This window comes from Yoonia maricola (genome assembly GCF_002797915.1).
Taxonomy (GTDB): Bacteria; Pseudomonadota; Alphaproteobacteria; order Rhodobacterales; family Rhodobacteraceae; genus Yoonia; species Yoonia maricola.
This window is the reverse complement of record NZ_PGTY01000001.1, coordinates 1,713,660-1,734,513: the sequence shown is the minus strand read 5'-3', so window position 1 is coordinate 1,734,513 and position 20,854 is coordinate 1,713,660. Positions and strand designations below refer to the sequence as shown.

General features: G+C 53.8%; 17 protein-coding genes, 1 tRNA gene and 2 pseudogenes. 10 read left to right on the top strand and 10 right to left on the bottom strand.

Going from position 1 to position 20,854, the window contains the following annotated elements; genetic code table 11:
• Window positions 1-7 precede the first annotated feature (7 nt).
• From BC777_RS08750 to BC777_RS08735, 4 genes are read right to left on the bottom strand one after another with little or no spacing between them, the layout of a single operon-like run.
• A complete protein-coding gene (locus tag BC777_RS08750; protein ID WP_100367685.1) occupies window positions 8-721 on the bottom strand; it encodes a hypothetical protein in 714 nt (237 codons plus the stop codon).
• Window positions 718-2,433, bottom strand: a complete 1,716-nt coding sequence (locus tag BC777_RS08745; RefSeq protein WP_100367684.1) for an asparagine synthetase B family protein — start codon at window positions 2,431-2,433, stop codon at window positions 718-720. Before BC777_RS08745 ends, BC777_RS08750 begins: the two co-directional genes overlap by 4 nt.
• Window positions 2,434-2,435: 2 nt before the next feature.
• The gene (locus BC777_RS08740; RefSeq protein ID WP_100367683.1) at window positions 2,436-2,705 is read right to left on the bottom strand and encodes a hypothetical protein; all 270 of its coding nucleotides are present in this window, start codon (window positions 2,703-2,705) and stop codon (window positions 2,436-2,438) included.
• Window positions 2,702-3,565 carry a nucleotidyltransferase domain-containing protein gene (locus tag BC777_RS08735; protein ID WP_133122532.1) on the bottom strand — a complete coding sequence of 288 codons (864 nt, stop codon included), beginning with the start codon at window positions 3,563-3,565 and terminating at the stop codon, window positions 2,702-2,704. Before BC777_RS08735 ends, BC777_RS08740 begins: the two co-directional genes overlap by 4 nt.
• A gap of 649 nt (window positions 3,566-4,214) precedes the next feature.
• Here BC777_RS08735 and BC777_RS08730 point away from each other — a divergent pair.
• From BC777_RS08730 to BC777_RS19610, 10 genes and pseudogenes are all read left to right on the top strand, one after another.
• Window positions 4,215-5,186 carry a radical SAM protein gene (locus BC777_RS08730; protein WP_100367681.1) on the top strand — a complete coding sequence of 324 codons (972 nt, stop codon included), beginning with the start codon at window positions 4,215-4,217 and terminating at the stop codon, window positions 5,184-5,186.
• Window positions 5,187-5,468: 282 nt separating this feature from the next.
• Window positions 5,469-6,653, top strand: coding sequence for an MFS transporter (locus tag BC777_RS08720; protein WP_168769114.1), 1,185 nt, complete (start codon window positions 5,469-5,471; stop codon window positions 6,651-6,653).
• Between the two features lie 266 nt (window positions 6,654-6,919).
• Window positions 6,920-7,585 carry a CPBP family intramembrane glutamic endopeptidase gene (locus BC777_RS08715; protein ID WP_168769113.1) on the top strand — a complete coding sequence of 222 codons (666 nt, stop codon included), beginning with the start codon at window positions 6,920-6,922 and terminating at the stop codon, window positions 7,583-7,585.
• The gene (locus BC777_RS08710) at window positions 7,582-9,204 is read left to right on the top strand and encodes an SDR family oxidoreductase (protein WP_100367677.1); all 1,623 of its coding nucleotides are present in this window, start codon (window positions 7,582-7,584) and stop codon (window positions 9,202-9,204) included. The genes BC777_RS08715 and BC777_RS08710 overlap by 4 nt, the downstream gene beginning before the upstream one ends.
• On the top strand, window positions 9,201-10,727 hold the full coding sequence (locus BC777_RS08705) for an aldehyde dehydrogenase family protein (RefSeq protein WP_100367676.1): 1,527 nt from the start codon (window positions 9,201-9,203) through the stop codon (window positions 10,725-10,727). Before BC777_RS08710 ends, BC777_RS08705 begins: the two co-directional genes overlap by 4 nt.
• A gap of 19 nt (window positions 10,728-10,746) precedes the next feature.
• Window positions 10,747-11,955, top strand: a complete 1,209-nt coding sequence (locus BC777_RS08700) for a KamA family radical SAM protein (RefSeq protein ID WP_211095342.1) — start codon at window positions 10,747-10,749, stop codon at window positions 11,953-11,955.
• A complete protein-coding gene (locus tag BC777_RS08695; RefSeq protein ID WP_168769112.1) occupies window positions 11,952-13,289 on the top strand; it encodes an ATP-grasp domain-containing protein in 1,338 nt (445 codons plus the stop codon). The genes BC777_RS08700 and BC777_RS08695 overlap by 4 nt, the downstream gene beginning before the upstream one ends.
• Window positions 13,286-13,996: a 2OG-Fe dioxygenase family protein gene (locus tag BC777_RS08690; protein ID WP_168769111.1), complete on the top strand. Its 711-nt coding sequence runs from the start codon at window positions 13,286-13,288 to the stop codon at window positions 13,994-13,996. The genes BC777_RS08695 and BC777_RS08690 overlap by 4 nt, the downstream gene beginning before the upstream one ends.
• On the top strand, window positions 13,993-15,219 hold the full coding sequence (locus BC777_RS08685) for an MFS transporter (protein ID WP_100367673.1): 1,227 nt from the start codon (window positions 13,993-13,995) through the stop codon (window positions 15,217-15,219). The genes BC777_RS08690 and BC777_RS08685 overlap by 4 nt, the downstream gene beginning before the upstream one ends.
• 241 nt (window positions 15,220-15,460) lie before the next feature.
• A pseudogene (locus BC777_RS19610) lies at window positions 15,461-15,646 on the top strand (DDE-type integrase/transposase/recombinase); the annotation flags it as partial.
• Window positions 15,647-15,701: 55 nt separating this feature from the next.
• Here the strand turns inward: BC777_RS19610 and BC777_RS08675 are convergent.
• From BC777_RS08675 to BC777_RS08650, 6 genes and pseudogenes are all read right to left on the bottom strand, one after another.
• Window positions 15,702-16,010, bottom strand: a pseudogene (locus tag BC777_RS08675) (transposase); the annotation flags it as partial.
• Window positions 16,011-16,240: 230 nt separating this feature from the next.
• A tRNA-Gln gene (locus BC777_RS08670) sits at window positions 16,241-16,315 on the bottom strand.
• A gap of 64 nt (window positions 16,316-16,379) precedes the next feature.
• Window positions 16,380-17,666, bottom strand: a complete 1,287-nt coding sequence (locus BC777_RS08665) for a mechanosensitive ion channel domain-containing protein (protein ID WP_100367671.1) — start codon at window positions 17,664-17,666, stop codon at window positions 16,380-16,382.
• A 50-nt stretch (window positions 17,667-17,716) separates the two neighbouring features.
• Window positions 17,717-18,550: a 3-deoxy-8-phosphooctulonate synthase gene (gene kdsA / locus BC777_RS08660; protein ID WP_100367670.1), complete on the bottom strand. Its 834-nt coding sequence runs from the start codon at window positions 18,548-18,550 to the stop codon at window positions 17,717-17,719.
• Window positions 18,550-20,103, bottom strand: a complete 1,554-nt coding sequence (locus BC777_RS08655; RefSeq protein WP_100367669.1) for a KpsE/RkpR family capsule polysaccharide export protein — start codon at window positions 20,101-20,103, stop codon at window positions 18,550-18,552. Before BC777_RS08655 ends, kdsA begins: the two co-directional genes overlap by 1 nt.
• Window positions 20,081-20,740 carry an ABC transporter ATP-binding protein gene (locus BC777_RS08650; RefSeq protein WP_100367668.1) on the bottom strand — a complete coding sequence of 220 codons (660 nt, stop codon included), beginning with the start codon at window positions 20,738-20,740 and terminating at the stop codon, window positions 20,081-20,083. Before BC777_RS08650 ends, BC777_RS08655 begins: the two co-directional genes overlap by 23 nt.
• Window positions 20,741-20,854 lie beyond the last annotated feature (114 nt).

Sequence of the window (20,854 nt, the reverse complement as noted above, 5' to 3'; positions counted from 1 at the left end):
AACTTTGCTATTCTAGATCATGAATCCAAGCGTCAATCGTGGCTAAAAAATTGGCTGTTGTTTGCGCGACGGTTGTCGAGCGCAGGTTGACGCGTGGCACATCTGCGGGCAAGAGTTTGTTCACCGTTTGCGCAACGCGATATTGAAAATGGATGAAGTCTTCCTGCGGGTTTATCCCGGATCCAGTTTCAAGTGGCGAAATGCTGTCTTTTCGGGAAAAGGCGACACTGTAGTCGCAGGTCAGCTCCACCACCAGATCGGGGCGTGGCAAGCGCTGCGTCAGATCGGCGAAAACGTTGGCCCCATCTGGGTTTTGGAGCATTTCCTTGGCGAGATACCGATACCAGTAACTGTCGATAATGATTGGCCGTCGTCGGAAATTTGGTTTCACGTAGTGCTCGACCAGAACCGAGAAAGTTGTGACAAAGAACGCGCTGCGCACCATAGGCGCACATTTCCAGATGACTTCACGTGGGTGGGTTTGCAGGGCCCAGTCCATATGTGGTGCCTCCTGAAGCGGATAAAGAAAAGTCGGATCAATAGAGCAAAAGGCAACATCCTGCATCAGCGGTTCTAACCCGGCGAGCAGCGTTGACTTGCCCGCACCGTCGCCTGCTGTCAGTACGATCATCGGGCATGGATCACGCGCGCACAGCAGGCGGGTCGTTGCTGCGGCTTGATCTGATAACCGGTCGCGTTGCCTTCCTGATGGTCGGTTCATAGCGACGGCTCCATGTCCCAGGTCACCTCTGCCCACCTCGCCATCATATAGATGCCCCAGATGCAGCGGTCCGACAATTTGGCGAAGTCATCCTTGTGCAGTTTCGGGTCTAGCCCAATTTGCATGAGTGCGCGAGGACTGACATGCCGAGAGACATCTGCAGCCAGCTTCCCTTGGCGCCATTTAGCGACTGGTGCCACGAACCGTTTCTTTGCCAAATCTCTGACGCACGGGGCGACATGCGGGCGAACAGCGAGGCCAAGCAATGATTTCCGGCCGGCAGCAAGATGCAAATCTCGCCCGACCGACAATGCCCATTGCACCACATCTCGCCGCAGGAATGGTACGCGTGCCTCAATCCCGTGTGCCATAAACAACCGATCAAGCCTGTGAGCTTGGTAGTCGGGGATACGGTAACGTAATTCAAACGCTTGATATTGACGCCAGGTTTCCGTTTTGTCCGGCCCGGATAGCGCTCCCATCACGCGGTCGCGCAGGGCTGCTTCAGGCTCACCTGTCAATGCGGCCGACGTGGCGATATCAGCAAGGCCGATGCGGGACTGATACACATCTGGTGGTGCATCAGGAGGCTGCATAAGCTGCGAGTAACCGAAGAAAAGCTCATCCGAGCCATCGCCTACGATCACCATTTTGACGCCTTGATCCGCCAATTGCTGCGCGATTGCTAGGATCGCCGTAGCAGAGGAAGAATAGGTCGGTGCTTCCAGATGCGACAAGGCGCCCCCCAGCATCTCAGCGCTTGCAGTCACCGGGACGATACGCATGGGCAGACCATAGTGCCGGGCAGCAAGGGTGGCCAAACTCGATTCGTCCTGCGCTGTCGATATGCCCGGATAGCTCGCTGTGACGGCGCTGATACCGATACCGCGCGACCCGTAAATTGTACCAAGCGCGTTTGAATCCATCCCGCTCGACAATAGCAGCGGCACATCCGCGATACCTCGGTCGCGATGCGCCACGGTTGATAGCGCTGCGTTCTGCAGAACATCCCACAGCTCTTTAGGATCTGCCTGATCCTGGCGCTGTCCAAAACAACGCGCACCAATATCAGTGATCCAAGTGTCAACTTGGTTCCCGACCTGATCAAGAACGACGGTTTCTCCAGGGCGCAGTCGCGTAATTCCCTGATAGAATGTCTTTCGACCCAACGGCACCCGAAAAAGAAAATTCTCGATCAAGGCGTCGCGCTCCGGCATGCCGCGGGTGGCGCGAATATCCAACAATGGCGCAATTTCAGAGGCAAAGACAGGTCGGCCCCGATGTGTTGTCACATGAAGCTGTTTCAGTCCCATAGGATCGCGGTGGACAATCACGTGCCGCTTTTGACGATCATATGCGACTATCGCATACATGCCATCAAGCTGATCAAGGCCCCGTGCCCCATAATGCGTCAGCAGTCTAGCAATCGCTTCAACCTCTGACGCGACGGGCTGGTCAAGCTTTGCTGCGATGTCTGCGACATTATAGATTTCGCCCACCAAGAGGATGAGAAACCGGTTATCCACATACGGCTGTTGCCCTTCCGGCCCAGCCATAAGGGACAGCCGGTAGTGGCCTGCAAAGATCCCGCCGTCTTCCAAATAGGTTTCATTGCGTGCGTCAGGACCCCGGTGTGCCATCTTCGTGAGTGCCCGACTGTGGTCTCGCCGTGTGCGCTTCGCGACGCCGGTGGTGAAATAAAGCCCGCACATTGTCAGATATCTACCCGGTCATCGGCCAAGGCGGTTGCAACAAAGCCCTTTTCCAGAAGCGTTTGCACCAGTTTATCACCTGCGGCTCTATCAAGCTTCAGGGCGTCGCACAGGTCATGAACAACCGCGTTATCGAACTGAGTGCGCCGCGCCAACAAATGCCAAAGCTGCATGAATGAGGCAGATAACTGCATTGCGACAGGACCCCGCAAAAGCAAAAGCCCCCCTTTGTGACGGCGGGCACGCACATCAAGATGCGTATGGTAGGTCATGCCGCACCTTCCAAATCACCGATCTGAGAGGTTAAAAATGCGTTAGCGTTGGCGAGAGACGTACGGATATCTGACTTGCTTAGTTTTTGTACCGCAGGAAAGGTGATTGCATAAAGGCTCCGCCAGAGATCACTCTCAACGCCAAAAGCGCGCGCAATCTTTTTCCATCGCCACTTTTCGACCCGTGTATTTGTCTCACCAAGCTGGGCCAGCAAGCTATCGGCCACACATTCTATCCTGCACCGGGTGAGAGTGGTTGCGTTGATCAAATCATCCTCAGCCAGCGCCCCAACGACATCTTCGAGGTAAGAGTCAGCGCGGCGCAAATGGACATCGGCGAAATACTGCTGCAAGGCCCCGCGATTGATACGTGCCTGGCGATCAGCAAAAGTTCCGTGTGCCGCTAAGGGTACACCTGTTGAAAACCTGTGAAGTATCTCCATCGCTTCAGGACCCAAAGCCATTGGCGCGCTTTCTTGCGTAAGATAGTTGTCAAAATACGCTCCGTACACGGAATCAAAATTCTGTGGTAGGTACGTCACTTCCACTCTTTGTAAATCAGGCACCAACTTCCGGCGCGCGCGAGGTAAGTTCGGTCCCAGATCGTAGCATAAATCATAACTTAGTGGGTTATCGGAAAAAGCGTATATATCGATATCAGATTTTTCATTCCAAAATCCATCTATCAATGAACCTGAAATATATGCGTCGCCCGCAACACTGATTAGCGGACTTTTGATTAGCGAATCAAGTGAGATGCCAAAAGATATTTCTAGCAACTCGGATAGTTCTTTTGTTGATTGAATACGTGACTTAATCATTGTGGATATCGCTTTTTGACTGAGTTGCAAAGCTACCATAACAAAATCTTCGTCAAATTTGAATAGAAATTCGTACCACTCCTTAACGAGAAAGCTGCCTGTAACTTCAAAAATGTTCGAATTTTTATTATTGATTCGGATTCTTCTAATCGAAATTTGGCAAGAGGAACTCCTGAGAAATCAGCATATGCACAAAACATAGGCACAACTTGGAATGGTGTCATGTTCGAGCAATGAGATATTTAATTGTTTATTTTCAATAGTTTAAATTTGAGTCATCGTAAGGTATCAAGATGTGTCTAGTCAAATTTACGCCTATAGTTGTTGACTTGCGTTGACACAGAAAAAGAAACGGAACAGTGTTTATGTAGTTGAAAGAGCGCAATCTCGTTCGACACTCTGAATATTAGTCTGACACGATTAGATGAATTAAGGAGGTGATTTTTGTGAAACTAGCGAGCAATTCTGTTGCTACCGTCGAGACGGAGCCAACTGATACAGATATCGTTCAAGTCGAGAGTACAGACATTACTTTCGAAACTGATGAGCCTGCACTGGAAGAGGTCGATCTACCAATGGCAAGCCTTATCGGATAATTAAAATTTTTATACCGCTGTATTGGCGGCGATGAAATTTGTCGCCAATACGCTGTGCGTCTTCCCTTTACCCATGCAATATGGAGTGAGATATGTCGGAGATTGTCGAAAATTCCAAAAAGGGTGAAATTCCAATATCTGCAGCGGAATTAAAAATCACCTATAAATGCAACATGGGGTGTCGGTTTTGCTGGGTAGGTGACCGTAGATCTGTGAAAAACATGAATCTATCCGAACAGATTGAAAATCTTCGCTATCTGTCGAAACATGCTAAACAGAAGGAAATCCATATTTCCGGTGGTGAGCCTACTACTCGTGAAGAGCTATATGAGATTTCCAAGGCGGCACACGCGCTATTTGACAGGGTTATTCTGCATTCAAATGTTATGGCTTTTGCAGATGACTACTATGCCGCAAGGCACGCAAAATATTTTACGCATGTGATAGCTTCGCTTCAGGCCGCGACGCCAGAAAGTCACGTATATATCACCAGATTGAAAGATAAACTCGACACGCAGTTGGTCGGTATTCAAAACTTAATTGGGCATAACGTTCAAGTCGGTGTCAATACCGTGATGTCGCGCCCCATTGTACCGGAGTTACCGCTTTTTCCAGATATTCTGGCAGGTTTGGGTGTTCGGTTTTGGTTGATGACGTTTCCGTTCATGCATGGTTGGGCCGCCCAGAAACAGGAAGAGCTGATTCCACAAAGCTTTGAAGAGCTGATACCCAGCATGGAAAAGGCGATGGATTGCGCGGCCGCTCTTGATTTGCCTGTCGTACTAAACGGTGTGCCGGCCTGCTATCTCAGTGAGCGGACGTTACAGATCCTGAATGGCTTGAAACGTGCACATGAGTTGGGTTTTGGCGGATATGGCGCCGAACGGATCATGGTGGACAGCAAAGAGCAATTCCTCAGCGGAAATGCATTTGCCTATGACACAATCCACGTGCGGCATTCTGAATGCTGCAAAGATTGTGTGCTGATGAAAGGGCCGTGTACGGGATTCTGGCCCGATCTGGTTACGAAAGATGCGTGGCCCGATCTGCACCCAATTATCTAAAAACGGAGAGTATGTCATGTTTAAGTTATCTAACGATACAACCCTAAGACAGATTGGGTCGGACTTTCTTATTCGACAGGGCCGCACACTGTTTAAGACCGATCAGGCCGGTTTTGATATTTTGTCCCGTATGCAAGCAGGGAATTCGGTGGCGGCTGCAGATATGCCGAGCGGTCACCAAAGGTTCTGCAGCAAAGCGGCTGACCTTGGCATTCTGATTGCGAAACCCTGATGTCACATTCGTTTACAGAGCAATCGGACGCAGGAAAAAGCGCAAACATCATGCGGCTGGTATTTTCTGGTGGACTGACTGCATTGGGCGATCAGATCACGCTTATTGCGCTGTCACTCTATGCATTCTTTCAGTTTGAGAGCACGCTTGCTGTTGCTGCACTTTTTGGGATCCGTTCTGCTGCGGGCCTTGTTGGCCTTGCCTTGCGCCACATGCCTGACTTGGTAGTCACAATGCGCGCCCTGGCGGGGCTGGACATTCTGCGCATGCTTTTGATGTTTGCCATGATTGCCACTGTCGACGTACTTTGGGTACTGATCGCATTGTTCTTTCTACAAGATGTCATCGGGACACTGCAGGCGAGCGCGCGGATGGCTATGCTGTCGCAAAATGCGGCGCGCCCTGTGCGGCAGGCAGTCAATGCGCTGGATGTCACTGCGTCCCAAGTGATGCGGATGCTTGGTGCCATTGGTGCGGCGGCGTTCTTCGACCTGCAGAATATTGGTGTCTTTCTGGGGTTAAACGCTGTTGTGTTTTTGTTGGCAGCTCTTTTGCTGATAGCACCGATAAAGGTCGGTTTGCCAAGCTTTGTTAACGCCGAAGCAATCACGCAAAAGCAGGCTGCATCTCCTACCGATGGTGCAAAGGCAGTTGAACTGCAATTACTCACCATTGGTAATAGTCTCATTTCGGCGAGTATCGCACTCTTTTCGGTAGGCATCATCCCTTATCTGGCGGAGGTGCTGAATGACCCGCAGACGGGACTTAGCCTACTTCAAGCCAGCCAATTTGGCGGCTTAACGCTGGCGGGTCTTGCAATTTTTACCGGCCTTTGGGTTTTCAGCGACAGAAAGGCCATTGTGGCCGGAAACGCGCTTTTGGGGTTGGCGACGATTTTGATGGCGCAATCGGGTGTTCTATTTGTCTTGCTAGTATTGGGCGTATTTAATGGTCTGTGCAACATGGTGTCCAACAGTGGTGCCCGCGCGCGCCTTATGGCGATCGCACCGCAAGAAGCGCTTGGTGGACATATGCAAGTCCGCGTCGCATTGGGCGCACTGGTTAGCGGAATTGCCGCACTGGCCTCCGGATGGGCAATCGATGCCGACATAATGAAACCAGCAAGCGTTCTAATCTTTGCCGGAGTCGGATTTGCCGCATATTCCGTCCTTTACGCGATACAGCCTTCAACCGTCAGAGTGGAGCGCAAAAATGACGTACGAACAAACGCTTAAAGAATGTTCTGTCAGCGCGCCAATTGGGCGGAAACAGTATCGCGACATCCAAGGGATGGTCTTGCTGTATCTCGCCGTTTCGGGTGCCTGCATCGCGCAGGTGTACTGAGATGTCTCAGGCGCAGACACGCATTGAAGCAATTTACGGGATGCGGCTGCCGTCGGACCAGCACGCCCCGTTTTTCCCTCGCCGAACAAAGGCGCTCTTTGCCTTCACCATTCTAGGTGCACTAATTTGTGCAGCATACAGTTTCGATGGTCTTGCGATGGTGCTTGCGCTGTTTTTGTTGATCCTGTTTGGTCAGATCGCCAATCCAATGATCCGCGCTGCGCGCTATCGCGCTTCTCCGCGCGTTGCAGAATTTCTTTTTGCCGTTCCGTTTGTTGGGTTCTTTTTACCGTTTTACATTGGTCTCTTTTGGGTCGATCTTCCGCTTTCATCAGCAACTTGGTTTGTGATAGCGGGTTTGTTTGCCGGGCTGATGATACGGTGCTCTGAATTTTCCAAAGTCGCCAGACTTGTTCGGGCAATTTGGGGAAGGCCAAACAATGACGTGCCCGGCATGCGGGTCGTATTCCATGGCTACCAGACGCTGATGTCCGCGATCTCTCAAGAAGTGTTTTACCGTGGCGTTGTCTTTGCTTTTCTGGCGGGTGCGCCGTTCGCTGCGATTGCGGTGGTCTCTACCATCCTTTTTGTAAGCGAACATGCGGCGAACCGTTGGGCGCATCACAAGTATGGTGTGCGCGACTACTTGCGGCTCGCTGCGCTGTCGCTTTTCTGGTGCGGCCTGACGGCGGCCAGCGGGTCTTTGCTGCCCGCCTTGCTGTCGCATGTCGCATACAACGCGTTCGCGCAAATTCCGCTTTGCACCGCCTGGCTGCGCAATACCACCGCGCGGCATCACGATGCGGGAAGGGTATCGCAATGAAGGATCAGTTTTACGACAGTTCGATTGAAACGCTGCCGCAACAGCACGTGCGTGAACTCTCAGACGAGGCATGGGGTCAGCGCGTCGCTTTTGGTAGACAAATGGTGTCAGACGTTACACTGCGTGAGGGTCATGGACTCACCCGGCGTCAGGTGCTGGTAGAGGCGCTTTGCAACACGCCTGATAAGGACATGCTCCATGATCCCTTATGCGCCGCCCGATATGTCAGCAGTGTCGATTCAGTTGACCTGCGCCGTTTGCTGCCGGTTCTTCTGTTTCATGGGACGGGTACAGCTTCGTGGACACTTACGGTCAAGATTGATGCCGTCGCCGCGCTTTGTATGGGTGACGTCGCAAACGCAGAACGCGCCGCCTTCAAGGCGGCATTGACACGGGCAACGCAACTCCCGGTTTTTGATAATATTCAAGACTATCTAAGCGCCGGAGTGTTGCTGGATAGTGCACTGTGTTTGCAAGAGGGGTGGTATATCGCAAGAGGGTTAACGCGTCAGGTCGTCGCTGCCGGCCTTGCGGATGTTGTTGATAAGCTTGTTCTGCTGACCGGTCAAAGGCAACTTCAGACGATTACCACATCGCAGGCCATCGCAGACTGCCGTGCTGATTTAGGCGGTGGCAAGCGTCAGTCGGTGGTGATCTGGGAAGAGGACACCGGCCATCATGCCCGTGCCACCGCGCATACGCCGCAAGGCGCCCAGCACCGACTATCACAGTGGCAGTTCGCCAAAGCACTTGCGCCCAGCGACAGATGCGGCAGAAACTATGACCTCCCGCCCTGCACAGATATCGACAGAGCTGCTGTACCATTTCTGGGCCATTGTGCCATCGTCACGGGTGCGAGTTCTGGCATCGGGCGGGCCACTGCTATTGAGTTGGCCGGGCTTGGTGCGAATGTTTTTGCCGCTGATATCGACACCAACGGACTTGAGGCGCTGTCCGAAGGGCTTGAAAAGACCGAGACCCCCCTACAGGGGCAGATGACCTGCGACATGAGCGATGAAGATGCCGTCAAAAAGATGATGGATGCCGCTGTAACGACCTTGGGCGGGCTGGATCACGTGGTGTCGAATGCAGGACGTGGCAGCACCGGCTTTTTGCGCCAGATGAATCGGCACGATTGGGATGTGACCTTAGCGCAGAACGCGACGAGTCACTTTTTCCTTACTCAATGGGCGCTCGACTATCTTGAAAAACAGGGAATGGGCGGGGCGATTGTTTATATCGCCTCGAAAACTGCCGTGGCACCTGGACCCGGTTTTGGGGCCTATGCCATTGCAAAAGCGGCAGAGCTACAGTTAGCGCGTGTGGCCGCAATTGAAGGCGGAGCCTTTGGCGTGCGGGCAAATGTCGTGAATCCGGGCGCGATATTCAGCGACTCGAAATTCTGGACGCAAGACATCTGTGAGGAACGCTCGCACTTGAATGCCGTGCCGGTTGATAGTGTCGCGAAGTATTATGCTGATCGCAACCTGCTGTGCACAGAAGTAAAGCCCGACGACGTCGCACGCGCAGTTACATTTCTGCTATCGGATAATGCCAGCAAAACAACTGGTTGTATCCTGACTGTAGATGGCGGTGACGACGGAGCCTTTCCAAGATGACCGGCGCGCGCGTATCACTTGACCGTTGGCAGGAGGTGTCAGGCCCACTGTCAGACAATACATCACTTGCGATTACTGATCCAGCAACCGAAAAAGTCTTTGCCACAGCGCCGGTTGCGACCATAGCAGATGTTGGCGACGCCATTGCACTGGCACGGCAAAACGTGCGCGCAGGTGCGATGCAGAACATACCACTGACCGATCGTGCCCTTCTATTGCGCACCATTGCGGCGCGTCTTTTGGCACAGACAGAGGCCTTCGCTTGGATGCTTGTGCACGAAACCGGGAAAGCCATATCTGTCGCGCGTCGGGAAGTGGCCGGGGCGGCGCGCCTATTTGTGTATTTCGCAGACCTCTGCGCCAATATCTGGGACAGGGAACTGTGGGGCGACGCGGATCATGATTTATCCGTCAGACAAGAACCAATGGGTGTTGTCGCACATTTCGTCCCTTGGAACTTTCCGCTACTGCTGGCGGCGCGATCTCTGGCGCCGGCGCTGGCGGCAGGCAACGCCAGCATCGTGAAAGCGTCGGAACTTGCACCGTTGGCATGCATGCAGCTTGTTGATCTGATTGCAGCATGCGACCTACCTGCGGGAACGGTTGCCGCCATCACCGGAGTGGGGCCGGGCATTGGTGAACATCTGGCGCAACATCGTGATATTGATCTGATCGTGTTCACTGGGTCCTTTGAAACGGGCCAAAAAGTCATGCAATCCGCGGCCAAGCATGTCACTCCGGTGGTGCTTGAGTTGGGTGGCAAATCTGGCGCTATTGTCTGCGAGGACGCGGATATTGCAGACGTCCTCTCAAGCTTGGATGACGGTATGTTCCGCCATTCGGGTCAGGTCTGTGATGCGATGTCACGCCTGATCGCTTTGGATGGTATCCATGATCGCCTTCTGACCAATGTTATTGCGCATGTTAGGAACTTGCCCATGGGGTCCGGTGCCCGTGACAATGTGATCGTGCCCTTGATCAGTGCCCGTCAGCAACAATCCGTTGCTAGGGCGGTTTCTCAAGCCCAGGCAGGTGGCGCGCAGGTGGACACGGGCGGAACTCTTCCCCAGCGCACCGGTCATTATTATCCAGCGACCGTCATCTCGCACGCATCTCCCGACGCCAGTATCAATCAAGAAGAGGTTTTTGGCCCTGTCTTATCGATCCAGCGGGCGGCAAATCTCGACCATGCCATCAATATAGCGAATGGGACGAATTACGGATTGGCCGCTGGTGTGTTCACCTCAAGCATAAATCGGGCGCGTAACTGTGCAGCGCGCCTTCAAGCGGGCCAAATTCACATCAACGAATGGGGTCAGGGTGGCTGTAGCGCGCCCTTTGGCGGCATCAAGCATTCAGGAATTGGCCGGGAAAAAGGGCGTGAGGGACTTGCTAACTATTTGCGTCCCAAGAGCGTCGGGATGTTTCGCGGCCCTATTGATGCAGACATCTGGGGGCAGCGCAAAGATCAAACGGGCAAGGTAGCCGCCGCCGAAACGGAGTTTCATCGCCGCGACCAATAAACATCAGGAGGACCAATTCATGAAAGATCTCGCCAATACCATAGAGGTGCCTTTTCACAGCTTGATTGATAACGCGCTCGCCGCGCGCCTGGGCTGGAGCGACGACTGGATGGACCATTGGGACGATTGGCGTTGGCAACAACGCAACGCGGTTCGCGATTTAGACGCATTGATCTGCGCGTTTCCGCATGCGGAAGAAGGTAACCTCAGGCGAAACATGGTAGGCCAGCGGGTTCAAGTGACGCCTTATGTCCTTGCACTGGCGCGGTCGGCGGCCAACACTCATTCTGAATTGCTTAACCCCATTACCGCTCAGATCCTACCCGATGCTGCGCCAGAGCGTGAGACTGGGTTTGATGCGCATACAGAGAATTGGGAGCAATCAGCAGAGATGGTCACACCGATTTGTCAGCACAAATACGATAACCGTGTCATTATTCGCGCATCCAATACCTGCAACGCCTACTGCCAGTTCTGTTTTGAAGCGCTGCGGACGCTTTCACGGGAACCCGAAAGCCGCAAGGCAGCGCTGCAACGGTCCTACTGGAGCGATACGCTCGCCTACATCGCGTCCAAACCCGAGATTGAAGAGGTCATTTTGAGCGGTGGTGACCCCTTGATGTTGTCAGATGCAAAGTTGGCATCAATGCTGCATGACCTGAGGTATCTACGTGCGGATCTGATCATCAGGGTTCATAGCCGCGCGTTGAGCTTCAATCCGTATCGCGTGACGGACGCATTGCTGTCTGCGTTAAGGGATGCCAAAGTCGCTGCTTTTGGAGTGCATGTCTGCCACCCCGCTGAGCTTTCGACGCCGTTCTGGGAGGCCATCGGGAAGCTGCGCCAGCATGTACCGCTTTTGTTTGCGAACATTCCTCTGCTTGGGCAGGTCAATGATCGTGACGATACGTTAGGCACACTATGCATGTCGCTTTATCGCGGCGGGGTGCTGCCGTACTATCTTTATCACTTTATGCCATTTTCACCGGGTTCGGCGCGCTTTGGCGTGCCCATCGCGCGCGGTCAGGCATTGATGCGCAAGCTCAAACGGCGGCGCAGCAATCTTGCCGTTCCGGAATACGTTTTGCCGCATGTCACGGGTAAATATACGCTGCCACTTGATGCGCCCGACGCCCCCGCACCCGCGATGAGCACTGATACGGCAGGGCGCGCGGTATTTCGCTTCACTAATTGGAAAGGAGACCGATGCACATGGATCGATCAATGAAACAGCCCGCCCTAGTCTATGTGGATGACGACTTTTCACCCGATGGTTTGTACTCTTTCCAGCGCAATCACTTCGCCAGTGCCAAAGCAATGGGCTGGGCCCGCGTTACGCTGGTCCAGGATTCGCATCCACACCCCGGACGGCCAGAGGCGCTGAGCGATGAGACAGTAACAATCCGCGGAACGGGCGTCGATACAATCATCAGCGCCGTCAAGGCCTTACAGACCCGTTATGATGTGCGACTGGTCCTGACATATCCCGGCCAATGCCGCCCAGGCAGCACGCTCCACGATGATCTTGCAGCTGCTTGCGCAAAGCTTGACTTGCCGCAGCGCGATCCCAAATCGCTGCAATGCGTCAATGACAAATCTCTCATGCGCGCCCGGCTCGCGGACCGTAATATTCCTTCAGCGCGCTATGCGACCGTCTTTGACACTGGCGGTCTGCAACAAGCGGCAAAAGATGTGGGTTTTCCACTTATCCTGAAACCAGCAGCAGGCACCGGATCGGTTCTGATCCGGCGCTGCGACACCATGGAAGAGCTGTCCGAACACTATGCTTTGTTTTGCCGGAAATTTGCGGAAACACCGCTGACGGCAGATTTCGCGGGGGGTGGACGTATTGCTTTGATTGAAGAATGTCTGATCGGCATTGAGCTGACGATCGAATGTATGGTGCGCGGCGACACACCACATGCGTTGCTCGTGAACGAGAAGTTGCATGTCTCATACGAGCAGAGCACAGTTTTGGAACACCTGCTGATAACACCACCAACCAGTCTTTCGGCCAGTGACGTCAGCACTGTCAAACGCTACGCTGAGGACGTCTTGCGCGCAGTCGGCCTCAGGGACACAATGGTGCATCTGGAACTGTTCTTGACAGCAGACGGGCCGCGGGCTGTTGAGGTCAATCCGCGTGTGGGTGGCTTTGATGTGCCAACGCAGTTTCGCGAGCTGCTTGGTATCGACCCCTTTGAAACAGGCATGGCGCTCATGCGAGGCGATGTTGATGAAGACACTTGCGCGGGTATTCTTTCGCGGGCAGAGCAGTTGAATGATGCTTATGCAATGTTTGTGCTTTATCCGCCTGCGCCTGGTTTTGTGACCGGACTGACGGGCTTGCAAGAGGCCGCGCAACAAGAGGGTGTTTTGCACCATACGACGCATCTGAGTGACGACTACTTTGATATTTCCCTTTCCGAGAGATTCGTCGCGAAATTCTGGACCCGTGTAAAGGACGCAGATCATGCGTGGGCGCTTTACACTCAAACATGCGAAATGGTCCGTGTGGATATGGCGACAGGTCAGCCGCGACAGATCGCAGGTGTGGCATGACAAGCGCCCAAGCGATCGCGCAGAAACACTTTGTCCATATCCCGGCCTTGGCCGATACCCTTGCGGTCACGACAGATGAGTTGCGTGGTTTTTCAGCCTTCTGGAATGATTTGGTTCGGGATGAAAAGTATCGCGAGTTTACCAACCGGCGTCGCAGGCTGCTGCGATACTCTCGCTCGTGTGATGGTGTTCTGACACCACGAAAGGACATGACCATATTGCCCAAGGTTAAACGACCTATCGCGGGAAGCCACAAGCCAAACCATGTGTCTGCCGCCCCAGCGTCTTTCGCCGGCCATCCCTTGACAAAAAGGCTGTTGGCCTTTGATCTGCAAATGATACCGCAATCCGCCCAACCGGCGGAAATAGACATACACCTGTTCCGCGTGATCGCAGACCATCAGCAATGCAGCCCAACCACCTCGGGCATTCACAAGGACGGCGCAGATTGGGTCTTCATGCACTTTATCAAAAGTGACGGATGTGAACCGGTGCCGTCGCGCCTTTTTGCGGATGCGGCTGGAAAAGAGAAGGTTTTCGAAGCCGTGCTCAGCCAATTCTGCGAAACGTTGGTGGTGGATGATATGCACCTCTATCACGAGGCGGGCCCGGTTCAGGCCAAGCAAACATGCCATGCCGCCTATCGTGACATGCTCGTTGTTACGGTGCATACCCAAAGACATCGGCCAAAGGAAAACCTGACTTGACCAAAACGCGCCTTGTCGCACCGGCTGCATTAAACACTATTTTGGCGGGCCGCTTTATGTCGGCTAGTCTGTCAACGATCACAAGTATCTTCATTAGTGTCGAGGCGATGGCGCTGTCCGGCAGCCCAGCCGCCGTTGGTATTTTTGTGGCGCTGCGCATGGTTGGCAGTGCGGCGGGTGGGGCCCTATCGGCCCGGTCGCGGCGGCGTATTGGCCTATCAAAGCTCTTCTTTGCCGCAGATTTCGTTGCTGCATTGGCCATGCTTTTTTGTTTCGCCTTGCCTGCGGCCTGGAGCCTGACCGGCCTTGCTGTCGTGACCTTCATCCTGGGAGCCAGCTTTGGCCTGTCACAAATATCGCTGTTGTCAACGGCACCAGATCTCGTTGGCGCACAGGGGCGGCATCGGCTCAACGGACAGATCCAAATCGTACAATCTGCCGCGACGATAGGTGGGGGCGTTATTCTTGGCATGACGTCAGCAATATTGCAGATGGAGACCTTCCTGCTCTTCGGCGCACTGATATTTGTGACCTCTTCGCTTCTGACCAGCGCACGCGCACCGCAGCTAAAGATCGGTGCACCGCAAGTCCAGGCAGCCGCCACATCACGTTGTGGGATCTTTAAAGTGGGACTACCCGCCGTGTTTATCTGCGTCATCGTCGCTAGACTTGTGGAGGCATTCGGCTCCGGCATGCATAATGTAGGTTTCCCAGTGCTGTCGACATCTTTCGACCCTAGCAATCAGGCGCAGCTTGCCGGTTGGCTCTTTGGCGCTTGGGGTCTGGGGAAGATGATCGCAGGCTTGACCATCGCCCGCTCATTGGCCTGGGCCCGCATAACAGATATCCACTTGCCACAGATCTTCGTGGTCATGGTGGTGTTGACATTTGCAATGTTCTGGATGGTTTTTAGCGTGACCGCGCTACTGGCCTATCTGATCTTCGCCTTTCTTGCGGGTCTTTTCGATGCGGCGACCGAAGTCTGCTACTATTCGACCTTACAGGGTGCAGAGCCGGTCTTGCGAGACCGGATGATCAGCTTTGGATACATGGCCGAGCGTCTGGCATTGTTTTCGGGGATCTTGCTTGCCGGGCTCATCCTAGAAGTCGTGTCGTTAACAATAGCCGCCTCCATTCTGTACGGCGCGGCCATATTAATCACGGTTCTTGTGGCATTTGTGCTGTGGCGATACGTAAACTTAACCATTCCTGATGTGCCTTGAAGCATGTCCGAAACATTTGTTTCATAATGCCCATGTCCTGATTTCGCCTACTCGTTTCTGGTTCGGCGCATCTGCCATGAACACACAGTCCAGCACATTGACCGGGTTCTGTCGCAAAGTTTTGTTATGTTGGTTGTAAGTTTGGTGCGATGACGGATCCAGCAACATGCTTTGCAATGACATAATCTCCTTCAAAGGCGCGCACTATCTAACTACGGTGATCATTTATGGGTTGTAAAATAACGGCATCCCGAAACGGATCACGATCAACAGAATTTTCGAGCGGCTGGGTACGACGGTCAAGATCGACATGGTCAGATCCAAATACCTGAACAAAATCATCGAGCAAGATCACCGCCTCATCAAGCGCATCACACGACCGATGCTTGGCTTCAAAGGCGTCGTGTCAGCCGCGGCAATGCTCGCTATGTCTGACGTCAGCACCCATGGGTCCAAAGAAGGCAATTTGCTAGGGTCAGGACTCATAACCAATAGGTGACGGTTGTGGCGAGTGCGATTGCGGATAGGAAGACCTTTGGACATCGGCCGTATCGGGTTGCGACCCTTCGCCAGTCTTTCAATCTACCGAACATAATCTCGATACGATTGCGACGTTTGTATCTGCGCTTGTCGTACCGCACGGCTTCGACGCGGGACTTTCGACCGGGGATGCATGGCCGAATACCCTTGTCTTGCAGGGCTTCTCGGAACCAATATGCATCATGGCCACGGTCTCCAAGTAGCCATTCGACGTTTGACAGGCTGCTCAGCAGCGCCCTTGCCCCGATATAAGGCGGATACAAACACCGCCTTTGCGCCGACACCAAAGCTGCAGCTGTTTCCATTTAAGTGATGATAGCAAGCTGAGGGCAATTTTAAGTAACCGAGGAAAGGCAAACTGAACCACTCAAGAGGTCGAGAAACCGGAGGCAGTGCCCGAAGTCTCTTTCTTACCTTACAAAAGTTGCAACTCTCGCCAGACAAGTTGCGATTCATGCCGGACGGCACACAAGAAAAATGCTGGCTGGGATGGTAGGATTCGAACCTACGGTACACTGTACCAAAAACAGTTGCCTTACCACTTGGCTACATCCCAGCAGCGAGGGGCTAGATACTGCGAAGGTGGGATTGGTTCAAGCCCTGTTTTGCAAAGAATTGACCTATTCTTTGAGGCTGTCTTCGCGCAGCAGGTCTTCAGAGATTTCCTCTTGCCGCTCGGCTTCGACAATCCGGTCGAGGGCGGCGTCTTCGCTGGCATCGACAGTTTCCACTTGTGTGCTTTCATGCAAGTCTGGTGCAGTTGGTTTGGTCTCACGGGACAGGTGAATGGCCTGTGTCGCATCAGGGATCACAATGCCTGCGGCTTGGATCGCCAGTTTTACCTGTCGCAATGCCTCGCCCTTGCCCAAGACGATTGACGTCTCGTTCTGGTCGACCCAACCGGTGATCACCAGTTCGACCCCAGCAGGGTGAAGTGCTTCTATCCATGTTTGTGCGGCGGGCTCGTTCAGCACGAAGGGCAAGTCTTGCACTGTTTTGGCGACCATAGCGCGGGTTTCCTGCAAGTCAGCATCCCGTTCAACCATGACCGAGAACATAAAACGGCGTTCAGCGTTCTGCGTGTAATTTATGATCCGGCTCTTAAAGACCGTCGCATTGGGAATGCGGATGTGGTTGCCGTCAAAGGACAAAAGGATTGTCGCGCGGCTGGTCAGTCGGATGACCTTGCCGATGTCGCCATTGATCTCGACCGTGTCATTGGGTCGAAAGGGTTGTCGGAAAGATAGCATGACCGAGGCGATGAAGTTTTCGACCGTATCTTTCACCGCAAAACCCAAAGCAAGACCGATAATACCGGCGGCCCCCAGGATCGTGCCGAGCAACGCTGTAGCGTTCAGGATGTCCAATGCGATTATGATACCGAAGATCACAAAAGCAATACGCATCAGCTGACGGTAAATCTCGGCGATGAACATGTTGGGTGCCAGCCGTTCCCACGGTTGGCGCATGCGTGCAAGGGTGAAACCGATGAAGACCACAACGACAAAGGCAGCCCCCGCGATCAGGGCGAGCGGGAAGAAGATAACAAACTGATCGACCCGCCCGCGGAACCGTTCAATCGCTGGGTTCAGCCGTTCCCCGATATCCGCCGTTTCGGTGACTTGATTGCGTACAGCAACGACCCCTTCAATACGGGCCGCCAATGGTTCCAGTTCAAGCGCTTCAACAGCAGATGCAGTGGTGCCCCGCAGGGTGACCACCCCTTCATTTACCGTGACGCTAACATCGTCGTAATTTCCCAGCTCACCCAAGATTTCTCGGATACGCAATGCGATTGCGGCGTCCTGCTGAGCCGAGTTTTCGGTGGCGATTGTGCCATTGGCCTCTTGCGCGGCGATGGGCAGGGCAAGCGTCAGGAACAAGGCAAAAATCAAAAAAAGGCGCATAAAATCAATCCGTCAGGCAATGCCGTACCATAACAAGGAAATCGTTCCTGTCACACCCGTAGCGGATCGTCCTTGGCCAACGCGTCAAAGGCCATCAGGCTTTTGACGACCCCGTCCATTTGATCAAGCGGGATCATATTGGGCCCATCTGATGGTGCGTTGTCCGGGTCTTCATGGGTTTCGATAAAGACCGCGGCGATCCCAAGTGATACGGCCGCCCGCGCCATGACGGGTGCGAATTCCCGCTGCCCACCCGATGAACCGCCCATCCCGCCGGGTTGTTGGACCGAGTGGGTTGCGTCCATTACCACAGGATAACCCGTGCGCGCCATGATCGGTAGCGACCGCATATCGGCAACCTGCGCGTTATAACCAAAAGATACGCCACGCTCGGTTAGCAAGAGGCGTTTGTTGCCTGTGCTTTCGACCTTAGCGACGACGTTGTTCATATCCCAAGGCGCGAGGAACTGACCCTTCTTGATATTGATGACAGCGCCCGTTTCGCCAGCCGCAAGCAATAAATCGGTTTGGCGGCACAGGAATGCAGGGATTTGCATCACGTCACAGATTTCTGCCACTGTCGCGCATTGATCAGGTGCATGGATATCGGTCAGGACCGGGCAACCGATGCTGCCCTTGACTGATTGCATGACCTTCAGGCCTTCATCCATTCCAAGCCCGCGTTTGCCCCCAAGCGAGGTACGATTGGCCTTGTCGTAGGACCCTTTGAATACGAACTGCGCCCCATGTGCTGCACAAACCTCTGCCATTTTGCCCGCAATCATCTGTGCGTGGTCGGTGCCTTCTAACTGGCAGGGACCCGCAATGACCAAAAGGGGCAGGTCATTGCTGACCGCGAGTTCACCAATATCGACTGTATGCATCAAGAGCTGACCTGTTCGCGAAGGATCGAGGCGGTGATTGAGACCATCAGGTAGATACCCGAAAAGATCAAAAACGCCAGGATCGTGTTTTCAAAGGCGCGTGGATAAGTCGCCTGATCGGGAATAACCGGGCGCACGCTTTGTGACAGGTAACGGACCTGCCGGTTGGCTTCAATACGCGCGGTCTCCATCTGTGTCAGGGCTTGTTGCACCATCGCCGTCTGAAAGCTGTAGTTTTCTTCCGCTGTCCGTAGTTCCGTGTTCCGCGCCGCCAAGGATACCTGCTCGCCCGTGCCACCGACCAGTTGATCGCGTAAATCCATGATCAATACATCAATATTGGCAATCTGGTCGCGCAAGGATTGCACCTGCACTTCGCTTGGCCGGTCTACATTCAGCCGCGATTGCAGTACCAACTCCAACCTTTGCTTTTCACTTTCCAGCGTGTTGATCTGCCCCATGCGGGCGGTCGTTTCGCTTTGCGGGTCAATCTGGCGCACGTCTTCCTGAATGGCCAGCCATGTGGCAAGCGCTTCGGCGCGGCGCTCTTCGGCCTCTTCATAGCTTTGTAGCGCACCGCGCATCTGGTCCTCGCGCAGGCGCCCGGTCAGCTGGTCAACCTGTTCCTCGGCATACCCGATCAAGGCTTGCGAAAAGTCATAGCTTTTGACCGGATCGGCAGCGATCACTTCCATGCGGATCAGCCCCTCGGTCGGGTCATAGCTGATCTTGACGTGATCTTTGTAAAGATCGAAAGCCTGCTCGTTTGTGGCACCTTCTTCAAGCCGTTGGATGGAATCAATTTCTGGGTTGGCGAAATGCGATTTGAAGCCGTGATCCCCATCGAGACGCAACATTGCCTCGCGCGATGCAAGATAGGATTGCACGGCGATGCTGTCTTGCTGGGTTGCCATCGAGGTGCCTTGAAACAGTGTTGCCAACCCCTGCGGTCCGCCGCCCTGCTGTTGCGCCTGCTGGATTACGATCTCGGAATTGGTTGCGTACATGGGTGTTGCGATGTTGTAGAAGTACCAGCCGATCAGGAATGTGGGTAGTAAGACAAAGAACGACAGCCGCGTGAACAAAAGCGCCAGCTTGCGCTTGCGCCGGGCCGCAATATCGCGCTGGATTTGCAAAATTTCGGCAGCATTGCGATTGAGTGCTGTTTGATTGTTGGTAGAGGGGAGCGAGATACCCTCGTCCTGCCGCGTATCTGGCAACTGAATGCGACCACGTTTACCAGGTACTTTTGTACTATCGGGTTTAACAAGCTCTAGCACAGAGCTGCGTTGAAACGGGTCAATCCCCGCTGCGCGCAGCTGGCGCACTGCATCATAATCCGAGGATGCTTCAAACCCGTTCTTCATGGCAACGCGCCGCGCCATGCGCAATTGACGCCCCGTTAGGCCTTCTTTGCTGATGGCTGCGATCTGTTCGGCGTGCGAGGGTTCTTTGACGTCTTCCACAGCTTCTGCGCCGGCCGCGGCTTGGGCCTGCTCATCAGGTGTTTTCCGCCGGATGCGGAACTTTTTAACCTTGGGTTTGGTAGTCATAAAGCACGCGCGCCTCTTCCAAGGTGTCAAACATATGCAGCTGCCCATTTTTGAGCACTGCCGCCGTCTTGGCCAGACGTTCAAGCACAGCAGGTTGGTGGGATACAATGATCACCGTGGCTTTTTCCAGCCTTTCGCGCAGGATTTCTCCGGCCTTACGGTTAAATTCTGCGTCAGTGGCACCGGGCATGCCTTCGTCGATCAGGTACATGTCAAAATCAAGCGCCAGCAAGAGCGCAAAGGAAAACCTCGCGCGCATACCAGCAGAATAGGTGCCCAGCGGCATATCAAAATATTCTTCCAGACCGCAAAGCCATCGGCAGAAGGCTTCAACATAGTCGGGGTCCAACCCGTAAAGCCGCGCGATAAAACGGCTGTTTTCCATTGCTGAAAGCGTTTGGTCGGTACCGCCCATGAAACCCAGCGGAAATGAAATGCGACAGCCGCGCCGGATTGTCCCTTCATCAGGTTTTTCCAAACCTGACATCATATTGATTAATGTGGTCTTGCCTGTGCCATTGGGCGCCAGAATGCCTAGCGAATTTCCCAACTCCACGCGGAAAGAGGCGCGGTCAAGGATCACCTTGCGCTGCGTGCCTGTCCAAAACGATTTGCTGACTTCCGCGAATTCCAGCATCTTATCCTACTTAAGCCCTGTCTTGGGCTATATCCTCTTATAGCGCCAATAGGTTAACACGCCTCACCACGTTTCCATACAGCGACTTTAAGGCATGAATATAGCCGTGCTGAG